Below are 20,554 nucleotides of genomic sequence, written 5' to 3' on the forward strand. Positions count from 1 at the left end.
ACGGAAAGATCACCCCGCCCCGAGAAGGAGGTCCACTCCGATGACTCGATCACGTACGAAGCGAACGACCGCCGCCCTCGTCGTACTGGCTGCTCTGGCCGCTGGAACCACCGCCACCACCGCAAGCGCCGGTACGACGGCCTGTGGTGCGCTCTTCGACGACTTCAACTATTCGTCGCGGACCGACCCGAACTTCACCGGTCACGACTGGAGTGTCCGGACCGGCGCCGGCGGCCCCGGCATCCCGGACACCTGGACCGCCGCGAACGTCAGCTTCCCGACCGTCGACGGCCAGAAGTCGCTGCAGCTCAAGGCCACCACCAATGGCACGACGGGCGGCACCACGCAGGCGCAGGTCCAGCAGAACCGGTTGCGATTCTTCGAGGGCACGTACGCGACCCGGTTCAAGTTCAGCGACACTCCGGTCAGCGGTAACGACGGCGACCACGTCAACCAGACCTTCTACACGATCTCCCCGCTCGACTACGACTGGGAGCCGACGTACTCGGAGCTCGACATCTCGGAGTACCTGCCGAACGGTGGTTGGGGAGAGACCGGACCGGTCAACTTCATCACCAGCTGGAACACGTACCAGGCGGATCCGTTCGACGGCTGGCGCAAGACCACCGTGCGCAACTGGAGCCACGCAGGCTGGCACACGCTGGTCACCGTGGTCGCTGGCGGGCACGTGAAGTACTACATCGACGGTGCGCTGGCTGCGGACCACACCACGGACGACGCCGGTCGCAACGTCTACCCGCGGCGGCCGATGACGCTGAACTACAACCAGTGGTTCATCGACCTGGACGGCCACACCGGAAGCACCAGCTCGTATGTGCAGTCGGCCGACTGGGTCTACTACGCGAAGAACGAAACTTTGACGCCTGCCCAGATCACCACTCGCGTCAACAACTTCCGCTCTGCAGGCACAACGCACCAGGACAACATCAGCTGCTGAGTCAGCAACCGGGTCATTGTGTGAGATGGCTGCTTTGGGCATGGACAACCTGTGCCGGACTGAGTACGGTCCGTAAACGGCGTCCGCACCACGCCACGACGGAGGACGCCTCCGTACTTGATCGGTGAGGTACCGCCCGCCAGTGGCACCTCACTGGTGGATGGGCAAGCAGCCCGCGGTGAGAGCCGTGGCCTGATGGGGGCCCACCCACCTAGGTGGGGCGGCGAACGACACTCACTCGTTCACCGCCCCACCGACTCAAACGCGGGCCCAGACCGGGCCTTCCGGCGTGTCGGTGACCTGAACGCCGAGCCTCTTCAGCTCATCCCGTACGGCGTCCGCCCGGGCGAAGTCCTTCGCCGCCCGAGCGAGCTCCCGCTCCGCCACCAGTTTGTCCACCGCGGCCGTGTCGACGTCCGCCGTACTGGTGAAGTCGAGGTCGCCGGATGGCAGGCCCAGGACCGCGTGGCTCGCAGCGACGATCAGGGCCTGACTCGCCGTCGATAGAGCCGAGTCCCGCAAGGCGTCCTGCAGTACGGCGAGCACCCGCGGCGTGTTCAGGTCCGTGCTGATCGCTTCGTCGATCTGGGCGAGTACGGCGCGAGTCGCGTCGTCGCCCGCTGCGGCGTACGCCTGCTCGGCGGTCTCGACCTCCGGCAGCGGTCCAAGGGCTTTGACTCGGCGAACCAACTTCCGCAGGGTGGCTTGGGCGCTGTCGAGCGCAGGCAGCGTGAAGTCGAGCTGGGTGCGGTAGTGGCCGCCGAGCAGGAGCAACCGGAAAGCCTGAGGGTGATAGCCCTGATCCCGCAGCTCACTGATCGTCAGCGCCTTGCCGGCCGACTTGGCCATCTTGGCCTCACCGAGCCGCAGGAACTCGTTGTGCATCCACAGCGGTACCCACGGCTTGCCGTCGCCGAGGTAGGCCTCGCTCTGCGCGATCTCGTTGACGTGATGCAGCTGCCGGTGGTCGACACCGCCGGTGTGGATGTCGAAGTGCTCACCGAGCAGCTCCATGCTCATCACCGAGCACTCGAGGTGCCACCCTGGTGCGCCCCAGCCCCACGGCGAATTCCACCGCATCGCACGGATCTGACCCGGCGCCTCGGCCCGCCACAGCGCGAAGTCGGTCTTCGCTCGCCGGCCCGGAACCTGTTCGACCCGGGCCCCTTCGAGTTGACCACTCGCGTCGACGAGACCCAACGCGCCGTACCCGGGGTCCTTGGACGTGTCGAAGTACAGACCGGAAGGGATCTCGTAGGTGAAGCCGCGGTCGACGAGCCGCTCGGCGAAGGCGATCATCTCGCTCACGTAGTGCGTGGCCCGCGGGTAGTGCTGGGCGGGCAGGATGTTCAACGCGGCCAGATCGGCGAAGAACGCCTGGGTGTACGTCTCGGCGAGCTCCTCGACCGTACGGCGTTCCCGTTCCGCGGCTACCTCGAGCTTGTCCTCGCCCAGCTCCGCCTCGGCCACTGCATGACCGACGTCGGTGATGTTGATGACGTGCTCGACCTGCCAGCCCTTCCACAGCAGGGCTCGGCGCAGTGTGTCGGCGAAGGTGTAGGCGCGCAGGTTGCCGATATGCGCGTAGCTGTACACGGTCGGCCCACAGCTGTAGAGGCGAACCAGGCCCTGATCAGCTGGTGTGAAGGTCTCGGTCCGGCGCCCTAGGGAGTTGTACAGCTTCATCCGCGGATTTTAGTGCCCCCAACGGTCAGGCACTCTGGATCGTCTTGGTCTTCGAAAGCTGAACCGAGAGAACGGGTGCGGATGGCTGACTGGGAACGAGCCTTCGAAGAACTGCTGGCCGGTCGGGGCGGCGCTCTGCGCGCGTACGCCTACCTGCTCACCGGTGAGTCGGCCGCCGCCGCGGATCTGGTCCAGGACGCCTTGCTGAAGGTCTTCGGCCGGCTGCGCGTCGGGAGCGACGTCGTCCAACTCGAGGGCTATGTACGGCGGGCGATGCTGAACCAGTTCGTCGATGGCCGCCGGCGGGCCGGACTGTGGAGAGCCAAGCAGCACCTGCTGGTCCACCCGGCTGAGCACCATGACGAGGACCGGCTGCTGACCGACGTCGTACGGCAGGCCCTGGCCACGCTGTCGCCCAAGCAGCGGGCGTGTGTGGTGCTGCGGTACTACGAGGACCTGACCGTCCCCGACATCGCGGAACAGCTCGGCTGCGCACAAGGCACGGTCAAGCGACACCTGGCCGATGCCCACGCCAAGCTCGCCACCCGGCTCGCCGTACCCGAGGAGACGATGAAATGACCGACCTGCCTGCGTTGAATGATCTGAAGGGGCTACTCCGTACTGCGGCCGCCGAGGCTGAGAACGTGAGTGTCGACGGTAGTGCACTGCTCCCCCACATCCGTCGCCGTCGGCGCGTCCGCTCGGCCGCTGTCGGCGTGGGCGGCGTCGCGGTGGCGACCACGCTCGCTATCGGTGCGTACGCCGTACTGCCTGGACCTGCGGTTGTGGAGCAGCCGCCGGTGAGCGGGGGACCCACCAAGCCGGCGGGCGGCCCGACGTCCGCGAAGAGTGGTGACGGGCTGCGGTGTGGCAGCAGTGTCGTGGTGACGGGTCGGTCCGGTACGTCCGAGCTGTTGGTCTCGCAGAGCATGATGCAGGAGACGATGAAGCGGGAGGGTGACGGCTGGCGCGGAACCCTGTCGGTCAAGGTGACCAACACGGCCAAGGTGACGCTCTACGGAGGGAACCCGCCGCAGGACTACCTGGTCGCGCAGGAGAAGGGCAAGGCCGGCACTGTGCTCGGGCGGGCGAAGGTGACGCTCGCTCGGGATAGCACCGTGTTGCAGCCCGGTCAGTCCAAGTGGAAGGACGACGTACCGTTCCTGGTCACGAGCTGTGACGGGAAACGGATGCCGGGCGGGTGGTACCTCGTCTACCTCGAGGGGAAGTCGACGGTGGCGGTCGGGCGCGTGCACCTGAGCTGACCCCGGCGGTTTGCCGGATCGTCCGGCAATCTTCAGGCGCTGAGACGTTTCGCGGCAGTAGCCGGGCGGGCAGGATGACAGGCGACCGATCCCATCCGCCCTGGGAGTCGCTGTGCAACGCTCGCTCCGCCCGGTCCTGATCCTCACCGCCGTCCTCGCGCTCCTCGGCTTCGGTATCACGCCGTCGACCGCCGCGACCCCGATCACCGTTGCGACGGCGATCGGCAGACAGGACGGCTCCACCGCCTCCGTCACCGGGTACGTGGTCGGCCAGCCGACCGCCACCAGCACGGTGGTCCGCAGCAACTTCCCGAACGACTACGCCCTCGCCCTCGCGGACTCCGCGAGTCAGACGAGCACCGGGTCGATGCTGTACGTGCAGATCCCGGCCACGTTCCGCGCGTCGTACGGACTGCAGAGCAACCCCGGGCTGATGGGGAAGCAGATCACCGTCACCGGCACCCTGGCGGCGTACTTCTCGCACGCCGGCCTGAAGGACGCGACCGCCTTCACCGGCGGCGGCGGGTCGACGGATCCCGGTGACCCGTCGGACTACTACGCCCCCGCCGCAGGCAAGACCGGCGCCGCCCTGAAGGCCGCCCTGCACACGATCATCTCCGACCAGACCAAGCTGTCCTACGACCAGGTCTGGAACGCCCTCAAGGACACCGACCAGGACCCGGCGAACGCCAACAACGTCATCCTGCTCTACTCCGGCCGCTCCCAGAGCAAGTCCACCAACGGCGGCGGCGTCAACGACTGGAACCGCGAACACGTCTGGGCCAAGTCCCACGGCGACTTCGGTACGGCGACCGGCCCCGGCACCGACATCCACCACCTCCGCCCCGAGGACGTCTCGGTCAACTCAGCCCGCGGCAACCTCGACTTCGACAACGGCGGAACCACCGTCACCGAATGCCCCGGCTGCACCGCCGACGGCGACTCCTTCGCCCCGCGAGCGGCAGTCCGCGGCGACGTAGCCCGAATGATCCTCTACATGGCCGTCCGCTACGAAGGCGGCGACGGCTGGCCGAACCTCGAGCCCAACAACTCCGTCAACAACGGCAGCGCCCCCTACATAGGCAAACTCACAGTCCTCAAAGCCTGGTCCGCCGCCGACCCACCCGACGCCTTCGAAAAGCGCCGCAACGAAGTCATCTACACCACCTACCAACACAACCGAAACCCCTTCATCGACCACCCCGAATGGATCACCTCCATCTGGCCGTAGGCCCATCTGCCCCTGGATGCCCCGGATTTCGTCGAAATCGGCCCGGATCGAGCCCCGATCCGGGCCGATCGCTGCATCATCTGCCCCGAGATGCCCCGCCATCTGCCCTCCCCAGCCATCGCTCAGAGCCGTCACAGTGGGTTCAGACACAAATTGTGGCTAGTATCAAAGGAGGAAAAGTGGCCACGCCAGCAGTAGAAATGGATGATCTGATGGACATCGGCATCAAGGAGCTCCGCGACGGACTCAGTCGCCACCTCGCCTACGTGCGCGAGGGACACACCATCACCGTCACCGACCACGGCAAGCCGATCGCTCAGATCAGCCCCGTCGGCGGACCGAGCAGGTTGCAGCAGTTGATCGCTGAAGGCTTGGTTCGCCCGCCGCTCAGGCCCAAGCGTCGGGCGCGCATCCCGAGCGAGGCCGGCGGGATCGTGAGCGACCTGGTATCGGAGCAGCGCGGATGATCTGCTACTTCGACACCGCCGCGCTCGTTCCGTTACTGATTCCCGAGCCGAGCTCCCCTGTTTGCCGTCAGTTGTGGGACGACGCTGACGACGTGCTGACCACGGAGGTGACCTTCGTCGAGGCCGCGGGCGCGCTGGCACAGGCGGTTCGATCTGGACGGATCACCGAGTCCAGAGCGACCGAGGCGCTCGGTGAGCTCGACGCCTACTGGCGGGAACTCAACACCATTGAAATCACCGGCAGTCTGGTGCGCAGGGCCGCAGGGCTGACCTCGCTGCAGGCTTTGCGGCCGTATGACGCGTTGCAGTGCGCGTCGGCAGAGAGTGCCCGTCAGCCGGACCTGATCTTCGTGTCGGGCGATCGGCGGCTGCTCAAGGCCGGAGCGAATCTCGGGATGCACCTTGCGGACGTGAATGCCCCGATGCCAACCCATTAGTCGGATCAGCGATTGAGCTTTAGTGAGCGGTCGCCTCGCTCGGGGATTCTCGGGGTGGGGCGACCGTTTGCTGTTGTTAGCTGGTTGGTGGGTTGTGGGGCGGCGTGGGTGAGGCGGGTTTGGAGGTAGGTGCGGAGGCCGGGGTCGGCGAGGGTCAGGTGGGTGGGGGTGGCTCGGAGGAGGCCTTGGGTCAGGGGGCGGGTGGCGGCGGATTCGACCGGCCAGCGGGAGGTTGTTGCTGGGGGCAAGGGGATGCCGGTGGTGGTTTGGGCGGCTTGGGCCAGGAGGGATTTTTCGGCGGGGGTGCAGTTGTGCCAGGCCGCTTCGTAGAGGGGGCGGGAGGACTCGTTGTGGCGGGTGGTGGCCTGGTGGGCTCCTGGGGTGGTGAGGCCGGTGGTGGGGTCGGCTAGGTCCAGGGCGGTGGTGGCGAGGGCGCGGAGGCGGGCGGGGTTGCCGTTGGCGGCTTGGACCAGGTGGTCTACGGCTTCGGGAGTGTGCGGTACGGCGGCCTGGCGGAGAGGCTCGGCGAGGGCGGGGCGGAGTTCGGCGTCGGTGAAGGGTTCCAGCTTGCGGATGTCGAAGCGGGTGACGACGTCGGTTTCGATGCCGGCTTGTCCACCGGAGGCTTCGAGGAGGCGGCTGGTGGTTTGGTTGCTGCCGGCGGCGATCAGGAAGACGGGCTGACGGTTCTGTTCCAGGCGGGCGGACAGTTCGGTCAGGGCGACCAGGTCGCGGTCGGAGGCGTTGTCGAGGTTGTCGACCATGAGCAGGAGCGGTTCGCCTTTGGCGGCTGAGATGGCGCCGAGGCGGTCGGCGAGTTCGTTCAGATTGCTGCCGACCTCGTCTGGTTCCTCGGACTCGTGCTGTTCTTTCGCGACAACCTGGAACGCGCCGGGCACACCCACCCGCACCTCGTTCCCCGCCTGCGGCCGTCTCGTCCGGCCGGCCAACTGGTCGAGATCCTTCTTCAGCGTGCGCGCTGCGCTGGCACCGAAGTGTTCCCGCACCGTGTCGAGGTCCTGACTGATCGCCCGAATCAACCGGTTCTCCAGCGGCTCCCGCGACGACGCCTCCACCCGCACGGCAATCCACCCTTCGCGAGCCGCCAGCCCCTGCGCCCGATCCAGCTCGCGACTCTTCCCCATCCCCGGTTCTCCCGTGAACAGCACGGTCGTCCCGCCCGGCACCCGCTGATCCAGCGAGATCGGCCGGCCCTCCCCGTCCTTGCGATCCACCGTGTACGACGGCGCCCGCGTCGTACCGAGGACTCGTCCCGCCGTCCAACCGGGTCCGGCTGCGCCGGCCTTCAGGGAGGAGGTGCTCGCGAGGGAGGCGGTCCTCGCGGGAGAAGGAGGGGCTGCGGGGGAAACGGTGCTCACGGGGGAAGCGGAGCTTGTGAGGGCTGGGGTGCTCGCGGCGGAAGTGATGCTGGCGGCTGGAGCCAGCGAGGGGTGGTGGGGGAGGTGGGGTGCTGGTTGGGTGAGGGTTTTTTTGAGCCAGGAGTGCATTCCGGGGTCGGTGATGGTTGGTTGGTCTGTGGTTTCGCGGATTAGGCCTCGGGCGACCAGTTCTTGGCGGGCTTCGTCTAGTTGTTGCCATTGGCCCGGAATGTCGGCGAGCGGCGAACCAGCGGCGACCGCCGCCAGCACCGCCTTCTGGGGGTTGGTGCTTTTGTCCCAGCGGGCTTGGTAGAGAACGGCGGAACGACTGTGCACCCGCTCGATCGCCGCCGCGGCACCTCCAGCCGTGATGCCATCCGCCGAGAGGGCCGTATCGGCGAGCGTGCGCAGTCGGCCAGGATCACCGTTGGCTGAGCGCACCAACGAAGACACACCGGCTTGCTCATAAGGAATACCGGCTCGATCCAACGGCACAGTGAGAAGAGACGTCAGCTCGGGGTCGGACAGGGGAGCGAGCTCGCGGAGTTCGAAGGGCATTCGTTGGGAGGCGGCCAACAACCTGCTGGTGGTCATCGTGCCGCCGGCTGCGACCAGCCAGACCGGGCGTCCGCTGTTCTCTAAATGCTCGGCGAGCTCGCTCAACCCGGCCAGGTCGTACGGCGACGCCGCGTCGACGTTGTCGACCATGAGCAGCACCGGCCGATCCGGCGAGAGTTCACCGAGTCGGTCGGCGACGTCGTGCAGTGTCGTTCCGAGGTTGTCCAACGGCGTCGCGTCCCACTGCTTCTTGGTGACGAACTGCACCGGCCCGCCACCGATCCGCACCTCGGCCCCGTGCTGGACCTTCCGCTGCCGCTGAGTCAGGTCCCGGACCGCGCGACGCAGCTTCCGGACCCGGAACCCACCGAACTCCCGCCGCAGCTTCCCAAGATCCGCACCGATCGCCCGAGTAAACCGGTGCTCCAGCGGTTCCCGCGCCGACGCCTCGACGCGGATCGCCGTCCAGCCGTGCCGCTCAGCCAACTCGGCCGCGTGGTCGAGTTCGCGGGTCTTCCCCGCCCCAGGCGGTCCCGTGAACAGGATCGCCCGCCGTTCGGGCAGCACCGGCGCGAGCGTGACCGCCCGCCCGAGCCGGTCGGTCCGCGCGACCGCGTGCGCCGGAAGCCGCGGCGTACCGAAGACCTGGCTCATGCCGCCCAGCCTGCGGACCGGACCCGGTCGCCGCATGACCACCGGGTGAACACCGACCCCGGATCGCCCGAACAGCACCTGTCGACAGCCCACGGAGCACGAGTACTGGTCTACTCGCCGACACCATCGCGCAGACCTGGCCTAATTCTCTTGGTATGTCGCCAGTGAGACCCGCACTGTCGATGTCATGGCAACCAAACGAGTAATGGCGGCGCTCCTCGCAGCGCCCCTGGGGGCGCTGTTGCTCGGCGCACTTCCCGCAAACGCGAGCCCGGACCCGAAGCTGAGCGTCAGCGACGTTCAGCTCAGCAAGACGGCAGTGTCCGTCTCCGGCTTGGCCGTGACGAAGGTCGATGTGACCGTCAAGGCCGGCTACAACTCCGACGACCCACAGGACGAGAACACCGTCCTGACCGTCTACCTCGACCGCATCGCCGGTTCGGGGATCATCGACGACATCGGCACGGTCGCGCTGAAGCGCACCGCCGGCACGCTGAAGAACGGCACCTGGACCGGCGTCCTGAACGTCGGCTCCGCCGCGAACGGCACCTTCAAGGTGACCGGCGTCGGTGACGGCGTGTACGGCGACATGGGCGGCGGCATGCCCGATGACCCGACCGCGTTCGATGGGCCGAGTATCGCGGTGACCGGTACGCACATCCCGAAGGTCAGCCACGTGCAGACGCCGGCCGTCGTACCGGCCGGCAAGCCGTACTCGATCAAGTGGATGGTGACCGACTCCGCGACCGGAAAGCCGTATGGCACCCCGGTTCCGCTGGAGCTGGGCAACGGCTTCTCCTGCCAGGAGACTGCCACCCACGGCGTCACGGTGAAGACCGATGCGGCCGGCAACTACATCGAGAAGTTCACGGCGGCCGAGCAGGGCGACGACATCTGCGGCTCGATCCGGGTCGACCCCTACCCGACTACCACCGACCGGTTCTACGCGAAGCGGTCCGGAGTGCTGTCGGCGGTGCCGTCGAAGACGAGCGCCAAGGTCGGCACGAACGTTCCGGTCAACGGCACGCTCACCGGCTATGCCACCGGTTGCCGCGTGTACCTGCAGAAGCTGAGGGGTGCGAGCCAGTGGCGCGATGTCGGCAGCGCCTTGGTGCGCAGCAGCGGCCGCTTCACGTTGACGGCGACTCCGGCGGTCAAGGGCAAGATCTACTACCGGGCGCATCTCCCCGAGGGCTGCGGCGGCTACATCGAACTCATCAGCAAGACCTTCACCATCACGGGCCTCTGACCCGTTGTCCGAACGGCCGCCCCGGGTGCTCCCCACCCGGGGCGGCTGCATTCTGGTCTAGTGGGTGTTCCGGGATGGCCGCACGCTGTACCCATGACCAACCGAAGACTCCTCGCCGCCCTGGCCGCGGTTCCGCTCGCTACCGCGGTGATCGGGACAGCACCGGCGTACGCCGATCCTGATCCGGACCTGACCGTGAAGAGCGTCGAGATCGACGCGAAGAACGTGTCGGTGCACGGGGTCGCGATCGCCCACGTCCCGGTGACGGTGCGGGCCGGTTTCGCGAACCATCCGGAGAGCTCGCAGGTGCGGCTGAACGTCTTCCTCGAGCGGACCAGTGGGCCCGGCCCGCTGACCACCATCGTGTCGACCAGCTTGAAGCGGACGGCCGGCACGATCAAGGACGGCACCTGGACCGGAACTCTCAACATCGTCTCGACCGCGAATGGCACCTTCAAGGTCAGCAAGGTCTACACGGACTGGTGGGTCGAGCCGGGCGCGGCCTGGGAGCCGACGCCGGTCGTCAACGGCCCGAGCGTGGACGTCGAGGGCGGGCACTACCCCAAGGTCACCGCCACGGTGACCCCGAAGGTGGTGCCGGTCGGCAAGCCGTACTCGATCAAGTGGGCAGTGACCGACAACTTCACCGGCAAGCCGTTCAACGGCATCTCGATCACGGCCGATGTCGACAGCGAGTGCGGTCCGGACAAGACCACGCTGGTCAAGACGAACACGGCCGGTATCTACACCAAGTCGTACAAGGCAACTGACGCGAGCAGGGCCAACTGCTTCGACGTGTACGCCGACCCGTACGCGACCAGCGGCCTGCACTTCAAGGTTCCGCGGCTGTCCGGTATCTCGGCGATTCCTTCGCGGACCAGCGCCAAGGTCGGGTCTATCGTGCCGGTCAACGGCTCGGTCACCGGTCCGCCGGTCGGCTGCAAGGCGAACCTGCAGCGGCTGTACGGCGCCAGCCAGTGGCGCACCGTCGGTACGGCGACCGTCCGGGCCAGCGGCCGATTCACGCTGAACGCCCAGCCGGCGTACCGGGGGAAGATCCCCTACCGCGTCCTGATGCCGTCCTGCCTCAACTACGTCACAGCCTCCAGCAAGTCGTTCACCATCACAGGAGTCTGAATGAAGAGACAGTTGGTAGCCACACTGCTCGCGGTCCCGTTGGCCGGAGCGGTTCTGACAGCTGCACCGGCGAACGCGGAGCCGCCGGACATCACGGTCGACTCGGTCCTGATCAATCGCCCGAGCGTCGCGGTCGCCGGTCTGAACACGGTGCCGGTGACGATCACGGTCAAGGGGTCGATCACCGATGGTGACCCGGCCCGCACGGACACTCCCCTGTACGCCGACCTGAAGCGGAGCGGCAGTGTCCCGGCGAATATCGACTACCTGTGGTCGGACTCGCTGAAGATGGTGTCGGGGAACGAGACGAACGCCGTCTGGGAGGGCAAGGTGAACGTGCCGTCGACCGCGAACGGCTCGTTGAAGATCACCGGCCTCAACATCGGCACCTTCGACCCGGCGTCGGGCAGCAACATCCCGCCGACGCCGGTGAACGGGCCGGCGATCCAGGTCACCGGGGTGCACCAGCCGAAGTTCACCGCGGCCCCGACACCGTCGATCGCGAAGCCGGGGACGGCGGTCACGATCCGCTGGCAGGTCACCGACTCGGACACGAAGAAGCCGTACGGCACCAGGCTCCGCGTCATCGTTGCCGATGACAACGGGTGTGTCGAGCGGGTCGGCGGGGCGGGCAGCGTGCTGACCGACACCAACGGCGTCATCCTGAACAAGACGGTCTCCGACGACGCCATCCACTGCCTGCTGATCCCGGGCAGCCAGGCGCCGATCGGCGGTACGTCGATCCTGCTCCGGCACCCCGGTGTGGTCACCGCGGTCCCGTCGCGGACCAGCGCGCCGGTCGGCACGATCGTGCCGGTGAACGGCGTCGTGAAGGTCGCTCCGCTGTACTGCCCGGTCAACCTGCAACGACTGTACGGCGCGACTGCGTGGCGGACCGTAGGCACCGTGAAGACCGATTCGCGCAAGCGCTACACCCTGAAGGCGCAACCGGCGTACAAGGGCAGGATTCCCTACCGTGTGCAGTTCCCCACATGTTCGAACTATGTGACCGCGGTGAGCCCGACATTTTGGATCATTGGTACATGAAGACTCGTAACATTTTGACGACTCTGGGCGCTGTGACCCTCGCGGGCACGGCGCTCAGCGCCGTACCGGCTCAGGCCGAGCCGCTCGACCTGCAGGTCGAGTCCGTGAAGTTCGACCGTGCGTCGGTCGCCGTCTCCAGCCTGAACACGGTCCCGGTGACGATCACCGTGAAGGCCACCTACAAGCTCGGCGTGGCGAACCAGTCGATGTACGTCGAGCTGAACAGCCACGACTCCAAGCGCACCGACGGCACCCAGGTGTTCTCGGAGCCGCTGAAGCTGATCTCGGGAACGGGCAAGGACGGCACCTGGGAAGGCAAGGTGAACGTCCCGTCCACGGCTGACGGCCGCCTCGACGTCGACGGCGTGTACGCCGGTGTCCTGAACCGGTCGCTGAAGGCCAAGACCCCGGACAACGACCCGGTGACCGGAGTGTCGCTCGCCGTCAACGGTCTGAACATCCCGAAGATCACCCGGAAGCTCAGTGTCAGCCCGGTGCCGTTCGGCAAGTCGTACTCGATCACCTGGCAGGTGCTGAACTCGACGACCGGCAAGCCGTACGGGTCCCGCCTCAAGGTGCTGCACCCCAAGGGTGACGCGTGCCTGGAGGCCAAGGGTTCCGCAGGTGCGCTGCTCACCAACGCCGCCGGCGTGATCGTCACGCAGCACGCGCCGGCCGAGGCCGACAAGCTGAACTGCCTGCTGATCCCGGGCACACAGGCCCCGATCGACCACCACATCCAGCTCGTGCCGCGGCCGGGTGTCGTGGCCGCGACGCCGGACAAAACCAGCGCCAAGGTCGGTACGACGGTCTCGGTCAAGGGCAATGTCGCCGGCATCACCTACGGCTGCACGGTCAACCTGCAGAAGCTGTCGGGTGCCACCGCCTGGCGCACGCTGCGTAGCGCCAAGCTCTCGGTGAGCAGCCGCTACACGCTGCCGGCCGCGATCACGGCCAAGGGCAAGGGCACCTACCGGGTGCAGTTCCCCAAGTGTGACAACACGCTGGCCGGTGTCAGCCGGAGCTTCACCATCACCGGAGTCTGAGTTCTGGTCCACCCGCTCCGCCCGATAGCGCACTTGTTGGGCGCGCATGTAGGCGGAGTGGGTGGTCCGGCAGCACTCTGAGGTATGCGGATAAGACGAGTGGTTGCGGCGCTCCTCACGGCGCCGTTGGTGGGCCTGGTGCTGGGCGCCCCCACCGCGCAGGCAGATCCGGACCCGAACCTGACAGTGACGGCGGCCCGGATCATCAGGACGACACCGGTCGCGGTGTCGTCGCTCAACACCGTGCCGGTGACCGTCGAGGTCGACGCGAAGTACACCTGGCCCGACGCCGACCCGAACACGACACTGTTCGGGATCCTCGAGCGCTCCGCCGGTTCGGGCCAGCTGAGCTACCTCTTCACGACCCCGCTCAAGCGGTACGCGGGAACCACAGCGAACGGCAAGTGGCGTGGCATCGTCAACGTGCCCTCGACGGCGAACGGCAAGTTCGAGCTCACCGGCGTGATGGTCGGGCAGTACTGGCCGGGCAGCGGTGACATGACCGACCCGACGCCGGTCCCGGGTGTGCCTCCGACGCTGACGGTGGTCGGCACCAACCAGCCGAAGATCACCGCACGGGTGATTCCCGACCCGGTGCCGTTCGGCAAGGGTTACTCGATCCGGTGGTCGGTTATCAACGGCCAGACCGGAAAGCCCTACGGCACCCGGCTGAAGGTAGCGCTGGAGAACGACAACAATTGTGTGGAGGCCTTCGGCGGTCCGAACGCACTGACCGACACCAACGGCTACGTCACCAAGTCCTACCCCGCCAGCTTGGCCGATTACCTGAACTGCCTGCAGCTCCCGAGCAACCCGTCCCCGCTGGGCTGGCTGTCGATCGGCATCAACCGCCCCGGCATCGTCACGGCGACCCCGTCGAAGACGAGTGCTCCGGTCGGCTCGATCGTGCCCGTGAACGGTGTCGTGATGGGCGCGCCGACCAACTGCCCGGTCTACCTGCAACGCCTGTACGGCGCGACCGCCTGGCGCAACGTCGGTACGGCGAAGGTCCGGCAGGGCAGCGGCAAGTTCGTGCTGAACGCACAACCGGCGTACAAGGGTCTGATCTATTACCGGGTGTCGTTCCCGGCCTGCTACAACTACCGGGCCGGCGTGAGCAAGACCTTCACGATTCGCGGGACCTGAGTACTGGTCTAGTGGGGCGCGCCCCAGCCCCCATCCTGGACCCATGAAGAACCGACGCTTGCTGGCGGCGCTGGTCGCGACGCCGTTGACGTTTATGACACTGGGGACCGCGCCGGTTGCGCAGGCCTCGGAGGTCAAGGTGGTTGCGGCGAAGGTGACCTTGAGTCGTACGACGGTCGCCGTGGCCTCGCTCAACACCGTGCCGGTCACCGTCACGGTCGAGGGCTCCGGCCATGGTGAGTCCGTCTACGTGCGGTTCAAGCGCGTGAGCGGTAGCGGTCCGGAGGACGAGTTCTTCTCGATGCCGCTGAAGCTTGTCGACGGCAACGGAAATCCCGGTCTCTGGCGGGGGACACTCAACGTGCCGTCCACCGCCAACGGCACCATCGAGCCGGACGGCGTCTACTCGGGCGAGTACATCTACGGCGCCGAACCAGGCGAGCCGGACCCGGTCACCAGCCCGCCAGTCCTGACGGTGAACGGCACCCATGTGCCGAAGCTGACCGCGCTGATCACGCCGAAGGTGGTGCCGTACAACCAGCCGTGGACGATCCGGTACACGGTCACCGACTCGCAGACCGGCAAGCCCTACGGCACCAAGCTGAAGCTCTGGGTCCGCGAGGACAACCGCTGCGTCGAGAGCCTTGGCAACGAGACCAGCCTGACCGATGCCAACGGCAACATCACCCTCAAGTACGGCGCCTCCCCGAACGGCGACTGGCTGCACTGCATGATGCTCCCGGGCAAGCCCGCCCCGGTCGGCGGAATCGCCGCCCTGGTCAAGCGCCCGGCCGCCATCTCGGCCACCCCGTCGAGGACGAGCGCCCCGGTCGGAACCATCGTGCCCGTCAACGGCACCGTCACCCACGGCGGCGGCTGCCCGGTCAACCTCCAACGCCTGTACGGCGCCAGCGCGTGGCGCACGGTCGGCACCGCCAAGGTCCGTGCCAGCGGCCGGTTCACGCTCAACGCGCAGCCGGCGTACAAGGGCAACATCCCGTACCGGGCTCAGCTCCCCGCCTGCTACAACAAGGTCGCCGGAGTCAGCAAGACGTTCACGATCAGAGGAGTCTGACGATGAAGAAGTTGCTCACGGCAATGGCTGTGTTGCCGCTCGCCGGGGCGGTGCTGGCGCCGACGACGGCATCCGCCTCGCCGGATCCGGATCTGACGATCACCAGCATGACGATGAACAAGACGAGTGTCGCGGTCAACGGCCTCGCTACCGTTCCGGTCACCATCACGCTGACCGGTAGCTTCAAGGAGGATCCGAATCAGGTCCTCACCGCGGTTCTCAAGCCGCAGGGCAAGCCGGGTGGCAATCTCTACGCGGAGCTGCAGCGGGTCTCCGGCACCGATGAGCACACCACCTGGCGTGGTGTGGTGAACGTGCCGTCGATGGCGAACGGGACGCTGAAGCTGATCGGAGCGGTCCCGCAGAGCTACTCCGGCTGGCGCTTCGTCCCGTGGGTGACCGAGACGCCGTACGACGGTGCGGAGCTGGCCGTGCAGGGGACGCACATCCCGAAGGTCACCGGCGCTCAGGTGCCGGACCCGGCGCCGTACGGCAAGCCATTCAAGATCAAGTGGACGGTGACCGACACCGCCACCGGCAAGCCGTACGGGACCAGGGTCCGGATGGCCTTCGGTGGCGGCGAGGCCGGCTGCTACCTGGGCGACCCGATCCTGACCGGCACCGACGGCGTGCTCTACACGGGCGGCGACGGCGAGTACACCTGCCTGCACTTCCCGGTCGCCCCGGCGCAGTACTACGGCATGGTCGTCCAGACGAGTTACGCCCGGTCGGTCTCGGCGACACCGTCGAAGACGAGCGCGCGGGTCGGAACCATCGTCCCGGTCAACGGCACCTCAGCCCCGCAGGGCAACTGCACGGTCAACCTGCAGCGTTTGTACGGCGCCAGCCAGTGGCGGACCGTCAGTTCCGCGAAGATCCGGACCAGCGGGCGATTCACGCTCAACGCGCAACCGTCGTACCGGGGGAAGATTCCGTATCGCGTCCTGGTCCCGTCCTGCTGGGTCTTCGTGGCCGCCTCGACCAAACCGTTCTACATCCAAGGAGTGTGATGAAGGCAGTCCGTGCAGTACTCACTGTGTCGCTCGCAGGTGCGGCCCTCGGCGCCGCCCCGGCCGCGCATGCCGAACCGGGTGACGTGGTCACCGACGTCCGGCTGAGCAGGACCAGCGTGGCGGTCTCGTCGCTGAACACGGTGCCGGTCACCGTCGAGGTCGACGCCAAGTTCCCGGGGGAGAGCCCCAGTCAGACCCTGCACGCGATCCTCGACCGGGTAGGTGGCACCGGGCATCTCGACGACCTGTACTCCGCCGAGCTGACCCGGTACGAGGGCACGACCGACAACGGCAAGTGGCGCGGTGTGCTGAAGGTACCGTCGACCGCCAACGGCACCTTCCAGGTCCGCTATGTCATGACCACCGGCGATCTCTACTTCGAGACGGGCGATGAGCCGGCGGATGTGGTGAACGGTCCCAAGCTCACCGTGACCGGCACCAACCAGCCGCGGATCACGGTCAAGCAGCTCAACGCACCGAGCCCGGTCAGCAAGCCGTACACCTTCCGCTGGTCGGTGATCAACGACCAGACCGGCAAGCCGTACGGCACCCGGATCAAGGTCACCCTCGATCAGGACACCGGGTGCAAGTTCGGCGGCCCGACGACGGTCCTCACCGACACCGCGGGCTACGTGACCAGGACGTACGCGGCCGAGCGGACCAGCGTCCCACTGACCTGCTTGACCATCCCGGGCAGTGACCCGTTCCCGATCGCCAAGGGCTGGGCCAACTCCCCACGGCGGATTCCGACCGTTGCGGCGAGCCCGGCTCGGACCAGCGCTCCGGTCGGCACTAAGGTCGCGGTCAACGGCAATGTCGCCGGCAGTTCGAACCGGTGCCCGGTGCATCTGCAGCGGCTGTACGGCGCGAGCCAGTGGCGAACGGTCAACTCCGGGCAGGTTCGCGACGTCAGCTACCGCTACACGCTCACCGCCCAGCCGGCGTACAAGGGCAACATCCCGTACCGGGTGCTGTTCCCGGCGTGCCACAGCTTGACGGCCGCCACCAGCAAGAGTTTCACCATCCGCGGAACCTGAGTTTGTCTGCGGTTGGGGTGCGTGGGCTAGCCTGAGTTAGGTAGACCTAACTTTTCGCTGCGAGAGGATCACAGTGGCCAGCCCCGCACCCCGCCGTAACCGCACGTGTAAGCGGGCCGTGGTCCGTCGTACCGAGCGGATCACTCCCCACATGATCAGGGTCGTGTTCACCGCCGACGACTTCGTCGACAACGGCACCAGCGACCACTACGTGAAGCTGTTGTTCGGCAAGCCCGGCGTCGAGTACGCCGAGCCGCTCGACATGGGCGTTGTCCGGGAGACGCTCCCGTCCGACCAGTGGCCGACGATGCGGACCTACACGGTGCGCACCTTCGACGAGGCCACCAAGGAGCTCACGATCGACTTCGTCCACCACGGTGACGAGGGCATCGCCGGTCCGTGGGCCGCGGCCGCCCAGCCGGGTGACGTCGTTTGGTACAACGGCCCGGGCGGTGCCTACGCACCGGACGCGGCGGCCGACTGGCACCTGCTGGTTGGCGACGAGAGCGCGCTGCCGGCCATCGGCGCGGCCATCGAGCAGCTGCCGACGGGCGCCAAGGCGGTCGTGTTCGTCGAGGTGGAGGACGAGACCGAAGAGCAGAAGTTCAGCGATGTCGACGTGACCTGGTTCCACCGCGCTGGGGGTGCCGCCCGCGGTGACGCCCTGGTCGCCGCGGTCGAGGGGCTCACGTTCCTCGAGGGTGACGTGCAGGCGTTCGTGCACGGCGAGGCCGGGTTCGTCTTCCGGATCCGCAAGCACCTGTTCACCGACCGCGGCCTGAAGCGTGACCGCGTCTCGGTGTCCGGCTACTGGCGTGTCGGCAAGAACGAAGACGGCTGGCAGGCCGAGAAGGCCGAGACCGCCGCCAAGGAACGCGCGGCGGCCGGCAACTAGGCCGTCGTACGGCGGCGGTCCAGCAGCTCGATCAGGATCGCCGCCTGGTTCGTCGGCAACACCCAGTCGTCCCCGGACGCCTGCAGGATCACGGCCGGCCCGGGCGTACCCACGACCGTCAACGCGATCGGGAACTTCAGCCGCTCCGCACCACTCAGCGTCGCGTCGAACGTCCCGGTGATCGCACTCAGCGGATACCGCCGAATCTGCTCCTCACCCCGCGCAGTCGGCGAACTCCGGATCTCGACACTGTCCGCGCCGAGCAGGACGGTCGCGAGCGGCGTGCCGCGCAACTGAAAGACCAGCTCGTACGGCGATTCCGCCAGCTCAGGCACCACCGGAACCAGCAGCGCCAGGTTCGCCCGCCTCGCGAGCAGCAGCCCGATGAGCAGCCCCACGATCGCGGCCGGAAGCGCGAGAATCGCCGGCCACCACACCCCGATCACCAGCGGGTACAGCGACGCGACCAACCCGGTCAGCGCACCGAACATCCCGCCGACCCCGGCCCACCACCGCGGCAGATACCGATGCTTCGGCAGCAGAAACAGTCCCAGCCCAAGCATCGCCACCGGCACAACACACCCGATCCACGCCGCGGCCGGCCCGCGCGAACTCACCCACGCCACGATCGCCAGCAGCACCACCGGGATCCCGACGTACACGATCCCCACAACCCGCTGCACCCGCCGATGCCTCAGCTCCACCTCAGTCACGTGAAGAGCCAAGCACATCCGGACCGCCAACACTCACCAACTCCCGCAGCACCCGCCCCGCCACGCTCAATCGCCGGCCGAATAGGTCCCTCCGAGGCACTTAGTGAGTGGGGGCGGTCCGTAAACCCCGAGCACCTGAACGCCTCACCGCCTACTGTGCCGAGGGTGATCGTGATTCCTCCGCAGCTGATCGAGTCTCACCACGACGAGTCCCCTGAGTGGCTGGCTGCGCTGCCGGCGCAGCTTGACGAGTACCTGGATCGCTGGAAGCTCACTCGCACCGGCGATTTCCTGAACGGCGCCGCCTCACTCATCGTCCCGGTGGTTCGAGTGGACGGAACACCGGCAATGCTCAAGTTGCAGCCGCAGAACGAGGAGAGCGAAGCCGAGGCGCTCGCGCTGCGCACCTGGTCGCCCGATGACGTGGTCACCGTCCTCGAGGACGATCCGGCGACCGCCACCCTGCTGCTCGAACGCCTGCACGACCGCACACTGAACGCCGTACCGGATCACGTCGAGGCCACCCGCATCCTCGCCGAGCTGATGGCCCGCCTGAACCTGATCCCGGCGCCACCCGAGGTCCGCACGCTCGCCGACATCGCGGCCGAGATGATCGAGGACGCGGCCGACCTCAAGCTCTCCGACCCGGAGGAGCAGCGACTCCTCCACCGGTACGCCGATCAGGTCCGCGAAGTGATGAGTGAGCCCGGCGACCGCCTGCTGCACTGGGATCTGCACTACGGCAATGTGATGGCGTCGGATCGGCAGCCGTGGCTCGTGATCGACCCGAAGCCGCTGGCCGGCGATCCGGCGTTCGAGCTGTTTCAGGCGTTGCACAACCGCTGGGACGACCTGGTGGCGACCGGCAACCTCGACCAGGCGATCCGCGACCGCTTCGACCTGATGATCGAGATCACCGGTATCGACCGAGATCGGGCCCTCGCCTGGACCGCCGGGCGCGTCCTGCAGAACACGATCTGGGACGAAGAGTTCGACCCGACCCAACTCGTCATCGCCACGGCCCTCAAGCTGTGATTACATAATTACATGACGACTCCGACGCTCTACGAATGGGCCGGCGGCCACGAAGCGCTGCGCCGCCTGACCGAGGTGTTCTACGACCGCGTCCTCGACGATCCGATCCTCGCCCCGGTCTTCGCGCACATGAGCGACCAGCACCGTGAGCACGTGGCGCTCTGGCTCGGTGAGGTGTTCCGCGGCCACAACCGCTACACCGAGGAGCTCGGCGGCTACCCCGCGATGCTGTCGCACCACATCGGCCTCCAGCTCACCGAAGAGCAGCGCTCCCGCTGGGCCGCACTGATCGCCGCGAGCGCGGATCCGGCCGGGCTTCCCGACGATCCCGAGTTCCGCTCAGCCTTCGTCGCGTACGTCGAGTGGGGCACCCGGATCGCACTGGCCAACTCACAGCCCGGCGCCACCCCACCGCCGAAGGCGCCCGTCCCCCACTGGGGTTGGGGCGAAGCGCCGCCGTACCAGCCTTAAGTAACGCCGTAGCTGACGAGACAAACACCCCAGGAGGACACCTCGGGACTGGTCG

20 protein-coding genes are annotated in these 20,554 nt (G+C 67.3%); 17 read left to right on the forward strand and 3 right to left on the reverse strand.

The genetic code is table 11. The annotated features are described in order from the left end of the window. Positions 1-40 precede the first annotated feature (40 nt). Positions 41-958, forward strand: a complete 918-nt coding sequence (locus tag ABD231_RS32990; protein ID WP_344160888.1) for a glycoside hydrolase family 16 protein — start codon at positions 41-43, stop codon at positions 956-958. Between the two features lie 258 nt (positions 959-1,216). On the opposite strand, the gene cysS is transcribed toward ABD231_RS32990, so the two are convergent. Further along, complete coding sequence (gene cysS / locus ABD231_RS32995) at positions 1,217-2,644, reverse strand: cysteine--tRNA ligase (RefSeq protein WP_344160891.1); 1,428 nt, start codon at positions 2,642-2,644, stop codon at positions 1,217-1,219. 81 nt (positions 2,645-2,725) lie between these two features. Here cysS and ABD231_RS33000 point away from each other — a divergent pair, with 81 nt between their 5' ends. The 5 genes from ABD231_RS33000 to ABD231_RS33020 all read left to right on the forward strand — a co-directional run bounded on the left by ABD231_RS33000 (position 2,726) and on the right by ABD231_RS33020 (position 6,044). After that, entirely contained in the window at positions 2,726-3,223 is a 498-nt protein-coding gene (locus ABD231_RS33000) for a SigE family RNA polymerase sigma factor (protein ID WP_344160893.1), read from the forward strand. After that, positions 3,220-3,909, forward strand: coding sequence for a hypothetical protein (locus ABD231_RS33005; protein WP_344160896.1), 690 nt, complete (start codon positions 3,220-3,222; stop codon positions 3,907-3,909). Before ABD231_RS33000 ends, ABD231_RS33005 begins: the two co-directional genes overlap by 4 nt. A gap of 112 nt (positions 3,910-4,021) precedes the next feature. Beyond that, positions 4,022-5,140, forward strand: a complete 1,119-nt coding sequence (locus ABD231_RS33010; protein ID WP_344160899.1) for an endonuclease — start codon at positions 4,022-4,024, stop codon at positions 5,138-5,140. 200 nt (positions 5,141-5,340) lie between these two features. Further along, positions 5,341-5,607, forward strand: a complete 267-nt coding sequence (locus ABD231_RS33015) for a type II toxin-antitoxin system Phd/YefM family antitoxin (RefSeq protein WP_344160901.1) — start codon at positions 5,341-5,343, stop codon at positions 5,605-5,607. After that, positions 5,604-6,044, forward strand: a complete 441-nt coding sequence (locus ABD231_RS33020) for a type II toxin-antitoxin system VapC family toxin (RefSeq protein WP_344160904.1) — start codon at positions 5,604-5,606, stop codon at positions 6,042-6,044. Before ABD231_RS33015 ends, ABD231_RS33020 begins: the two co-directional genes overlap by 4 nt. A 5-nt stretch (positions 6,045-6,049) precedes the next feature. Here ABD231_RS33020 and ABD231_RS33025 read toward each other — a convergent pair whose 3' ends face one another. Continuing rightward, positions 6,050-8,635, reverse strand: a complete 2,586-nt coding sequence (locus ABD231_RS33025) for an AAA family ATPase (protein WP_344160906.1) — start codon at positions 8,633-8,635, stop codon at positions 6,050-6,052. A gap of 187 nt (positions 8,636-8,822) precedes the next feature. Here ABD231_RS33025 and ABD231_RS33030 point away from each other — a divergent pair, with 187 nt between their 5' ends. The 9 genes from ABD231_RS33030 to ABD231_RS33070 all read left to right on the forward strand — a co-directional run bounded on the left by ABD231_RS33030 (position 8,823) and on the right by ABD231_RS33070 (position 18,280). Further along, the gene (locus tag ABD231_RS33030) at positions 8,823-9,884 is read left to right on the forward strand and encodes a hypothetical protein (RefSeq protein WP_344160908.1); all 1,062 of its coding nucleotides are present in this window, start codon (positions 8,823-8,825) and stop codon (positions 9,882-9,884) included. A 93-nt stretch (positions 9,885-9,977) separates the two neighbouring features. Then, complete coding sequence (locus tag ABD231_RS33035) at positions 9,978-11,021, forward strand: hypothetical protein (protein ID WP_344160910.1); 1,044 nt, start codon at positions 9,978-9,980, stop codon at positions 11,019-11,021. Beyond that, positions 11,022-12,068 carry a hypothetical protein gene (locus ABD231_RS33040; protein WP_344160913.1) on the forward strand — a complete coding sequence of 349 codons (1,047 nt, stop codon included), beginning with the start codon at positions 11,022-11,024 and terminating at the stop codon, positions 12,066-12,068. Further along, complete coding sequence (locus tag ABD231_RS33045; RefSeq protein ID WP_344160916.1) at positions 12,065-13,114, forward strand: hypothetical protein; 1,050 nt, start codon at positions 12,065-12,067, stop codon at positions 13,112-13,114. The genes ABD231_RS33040 and ABD231_RS33045 overlap by 4 nt, the downstream gene beginning before the upstream one ends. A gap of 99 nt (positions 13,115-13,213) precedes the next feature. Further along, positions 13,214-14,260 (forward strand): hypothetical protein, encoded by a 1,047-nt coding sequence (locus tag ABD231_RS33050; protein ID WP_344160918.1) that lies wholly within the window; start codon positions 13,214-13,216, stop codon positions 14,258-14,260. 43 nt (positions 14,261-14,303) lie between these two features. Then, positions 14,304-15,335 (forward strand): hypothetical protein, encoded by a 1,032-nt coding sequence (locus tag ABD231_RS33055; protein WP_344160921.1) that lies wholly within the window; start codon positions 14,304-14,306, stop codon positions 15,333-15,335. A gap of 2 nt (positions 15,336-15,337) precedes the next feature. After that, on the forward strand, positions 15,338-16,345 hold the full coding sequence (locus ABD231_RS33060) for a hypothetical protein (protein ID WP_344160924.1): 1,008 nt from the start codon (positions 15,338-15,340) through the stop codon (positions 16,343-16,345). Beyond that, on the forward strand, positions 16,345-17,385 hold the full coding sequence (locus ABD231_RS33065; RefSeq protein ID WP_344160927.1) for a hypothetical protein: 1,041 nt from the start codon (positions 16,345-16,347) through the stop codon (positions 17,383-17,385). Before ABD231_RS33060 ends, ABD231_RS33065 begins: the two co-directional genes overlap by 1 nt. A 118-nt stretch (positions 17,386-17,503) precedes the next feature. Continuing rightward, a complete protein-coding gene (locus ABD231_RS33070) occupies positions 17,504-18,280 on the forward strand; it encodes a siderophore-interacting protein (RefSeq protein ID WP_344160930.1) in 777 nt (258 codons plus the stop codon). Here ABD231_RS33070 and ABD231_RS33075 read toward each other — a convergent pair. Next, the gene (locus ABD231_RS33075) at positions 18,277-18,993 is read right to left on the reverse strand and encodes a hypothetical protein (RefSeq protein WP_344160933.1); all 717 of its coding nucleotides are present in this window, start codon (positions 18,991-18,993) and stop codon (positions 18,277-18,279) included. The genes ABD231_RS33070 and ABD231_RS33075 overlap by 4 nt on opposite strands. A 156-nt stretch (positions 18,994-19,149) precedes the next feature. Between ABD231_RS33075 and ABD231_RS33080 the strand changes: the two genes are divergently transcribed. Beyond that, the gene (locus ABD231_RS33080; protein WP_425554233.1) at positions 19,150-20,028 is read left to right on the forward strand and encodes an aminoglycoside phosphotransferase family protein; all 879 of its coding nucleotides are present in this window, start codon (positions 19,150-19,152) and stop codon (positions 20,026-20,028) included. Positions 20,029-20,040: 12 nt separating this feature from the next. Next, a complete protein-coding gene (locus ABD231_RS33085) occupies positions 20,041-20,499 on the forward strand; it encodes a group II truncated hemoglobin (protein ID WP_344160939.1) in 459 nt (152 codons plus the stop codon). Positions 20,500-20,554: the final 55 nt, after the last annotated feature.

The sequence above is a fragment of the Kribbella yunnanensis genome (genome assembly GCF_039529655.1).
In the GTDB taxonomy this organism is placed as follows: domain Bacteria; phylum Actinomycetota; class Actinomycetes; order Propionibacteriales; family Kribbellaceae; genus Kribbella; species Kribbella yunnanensis.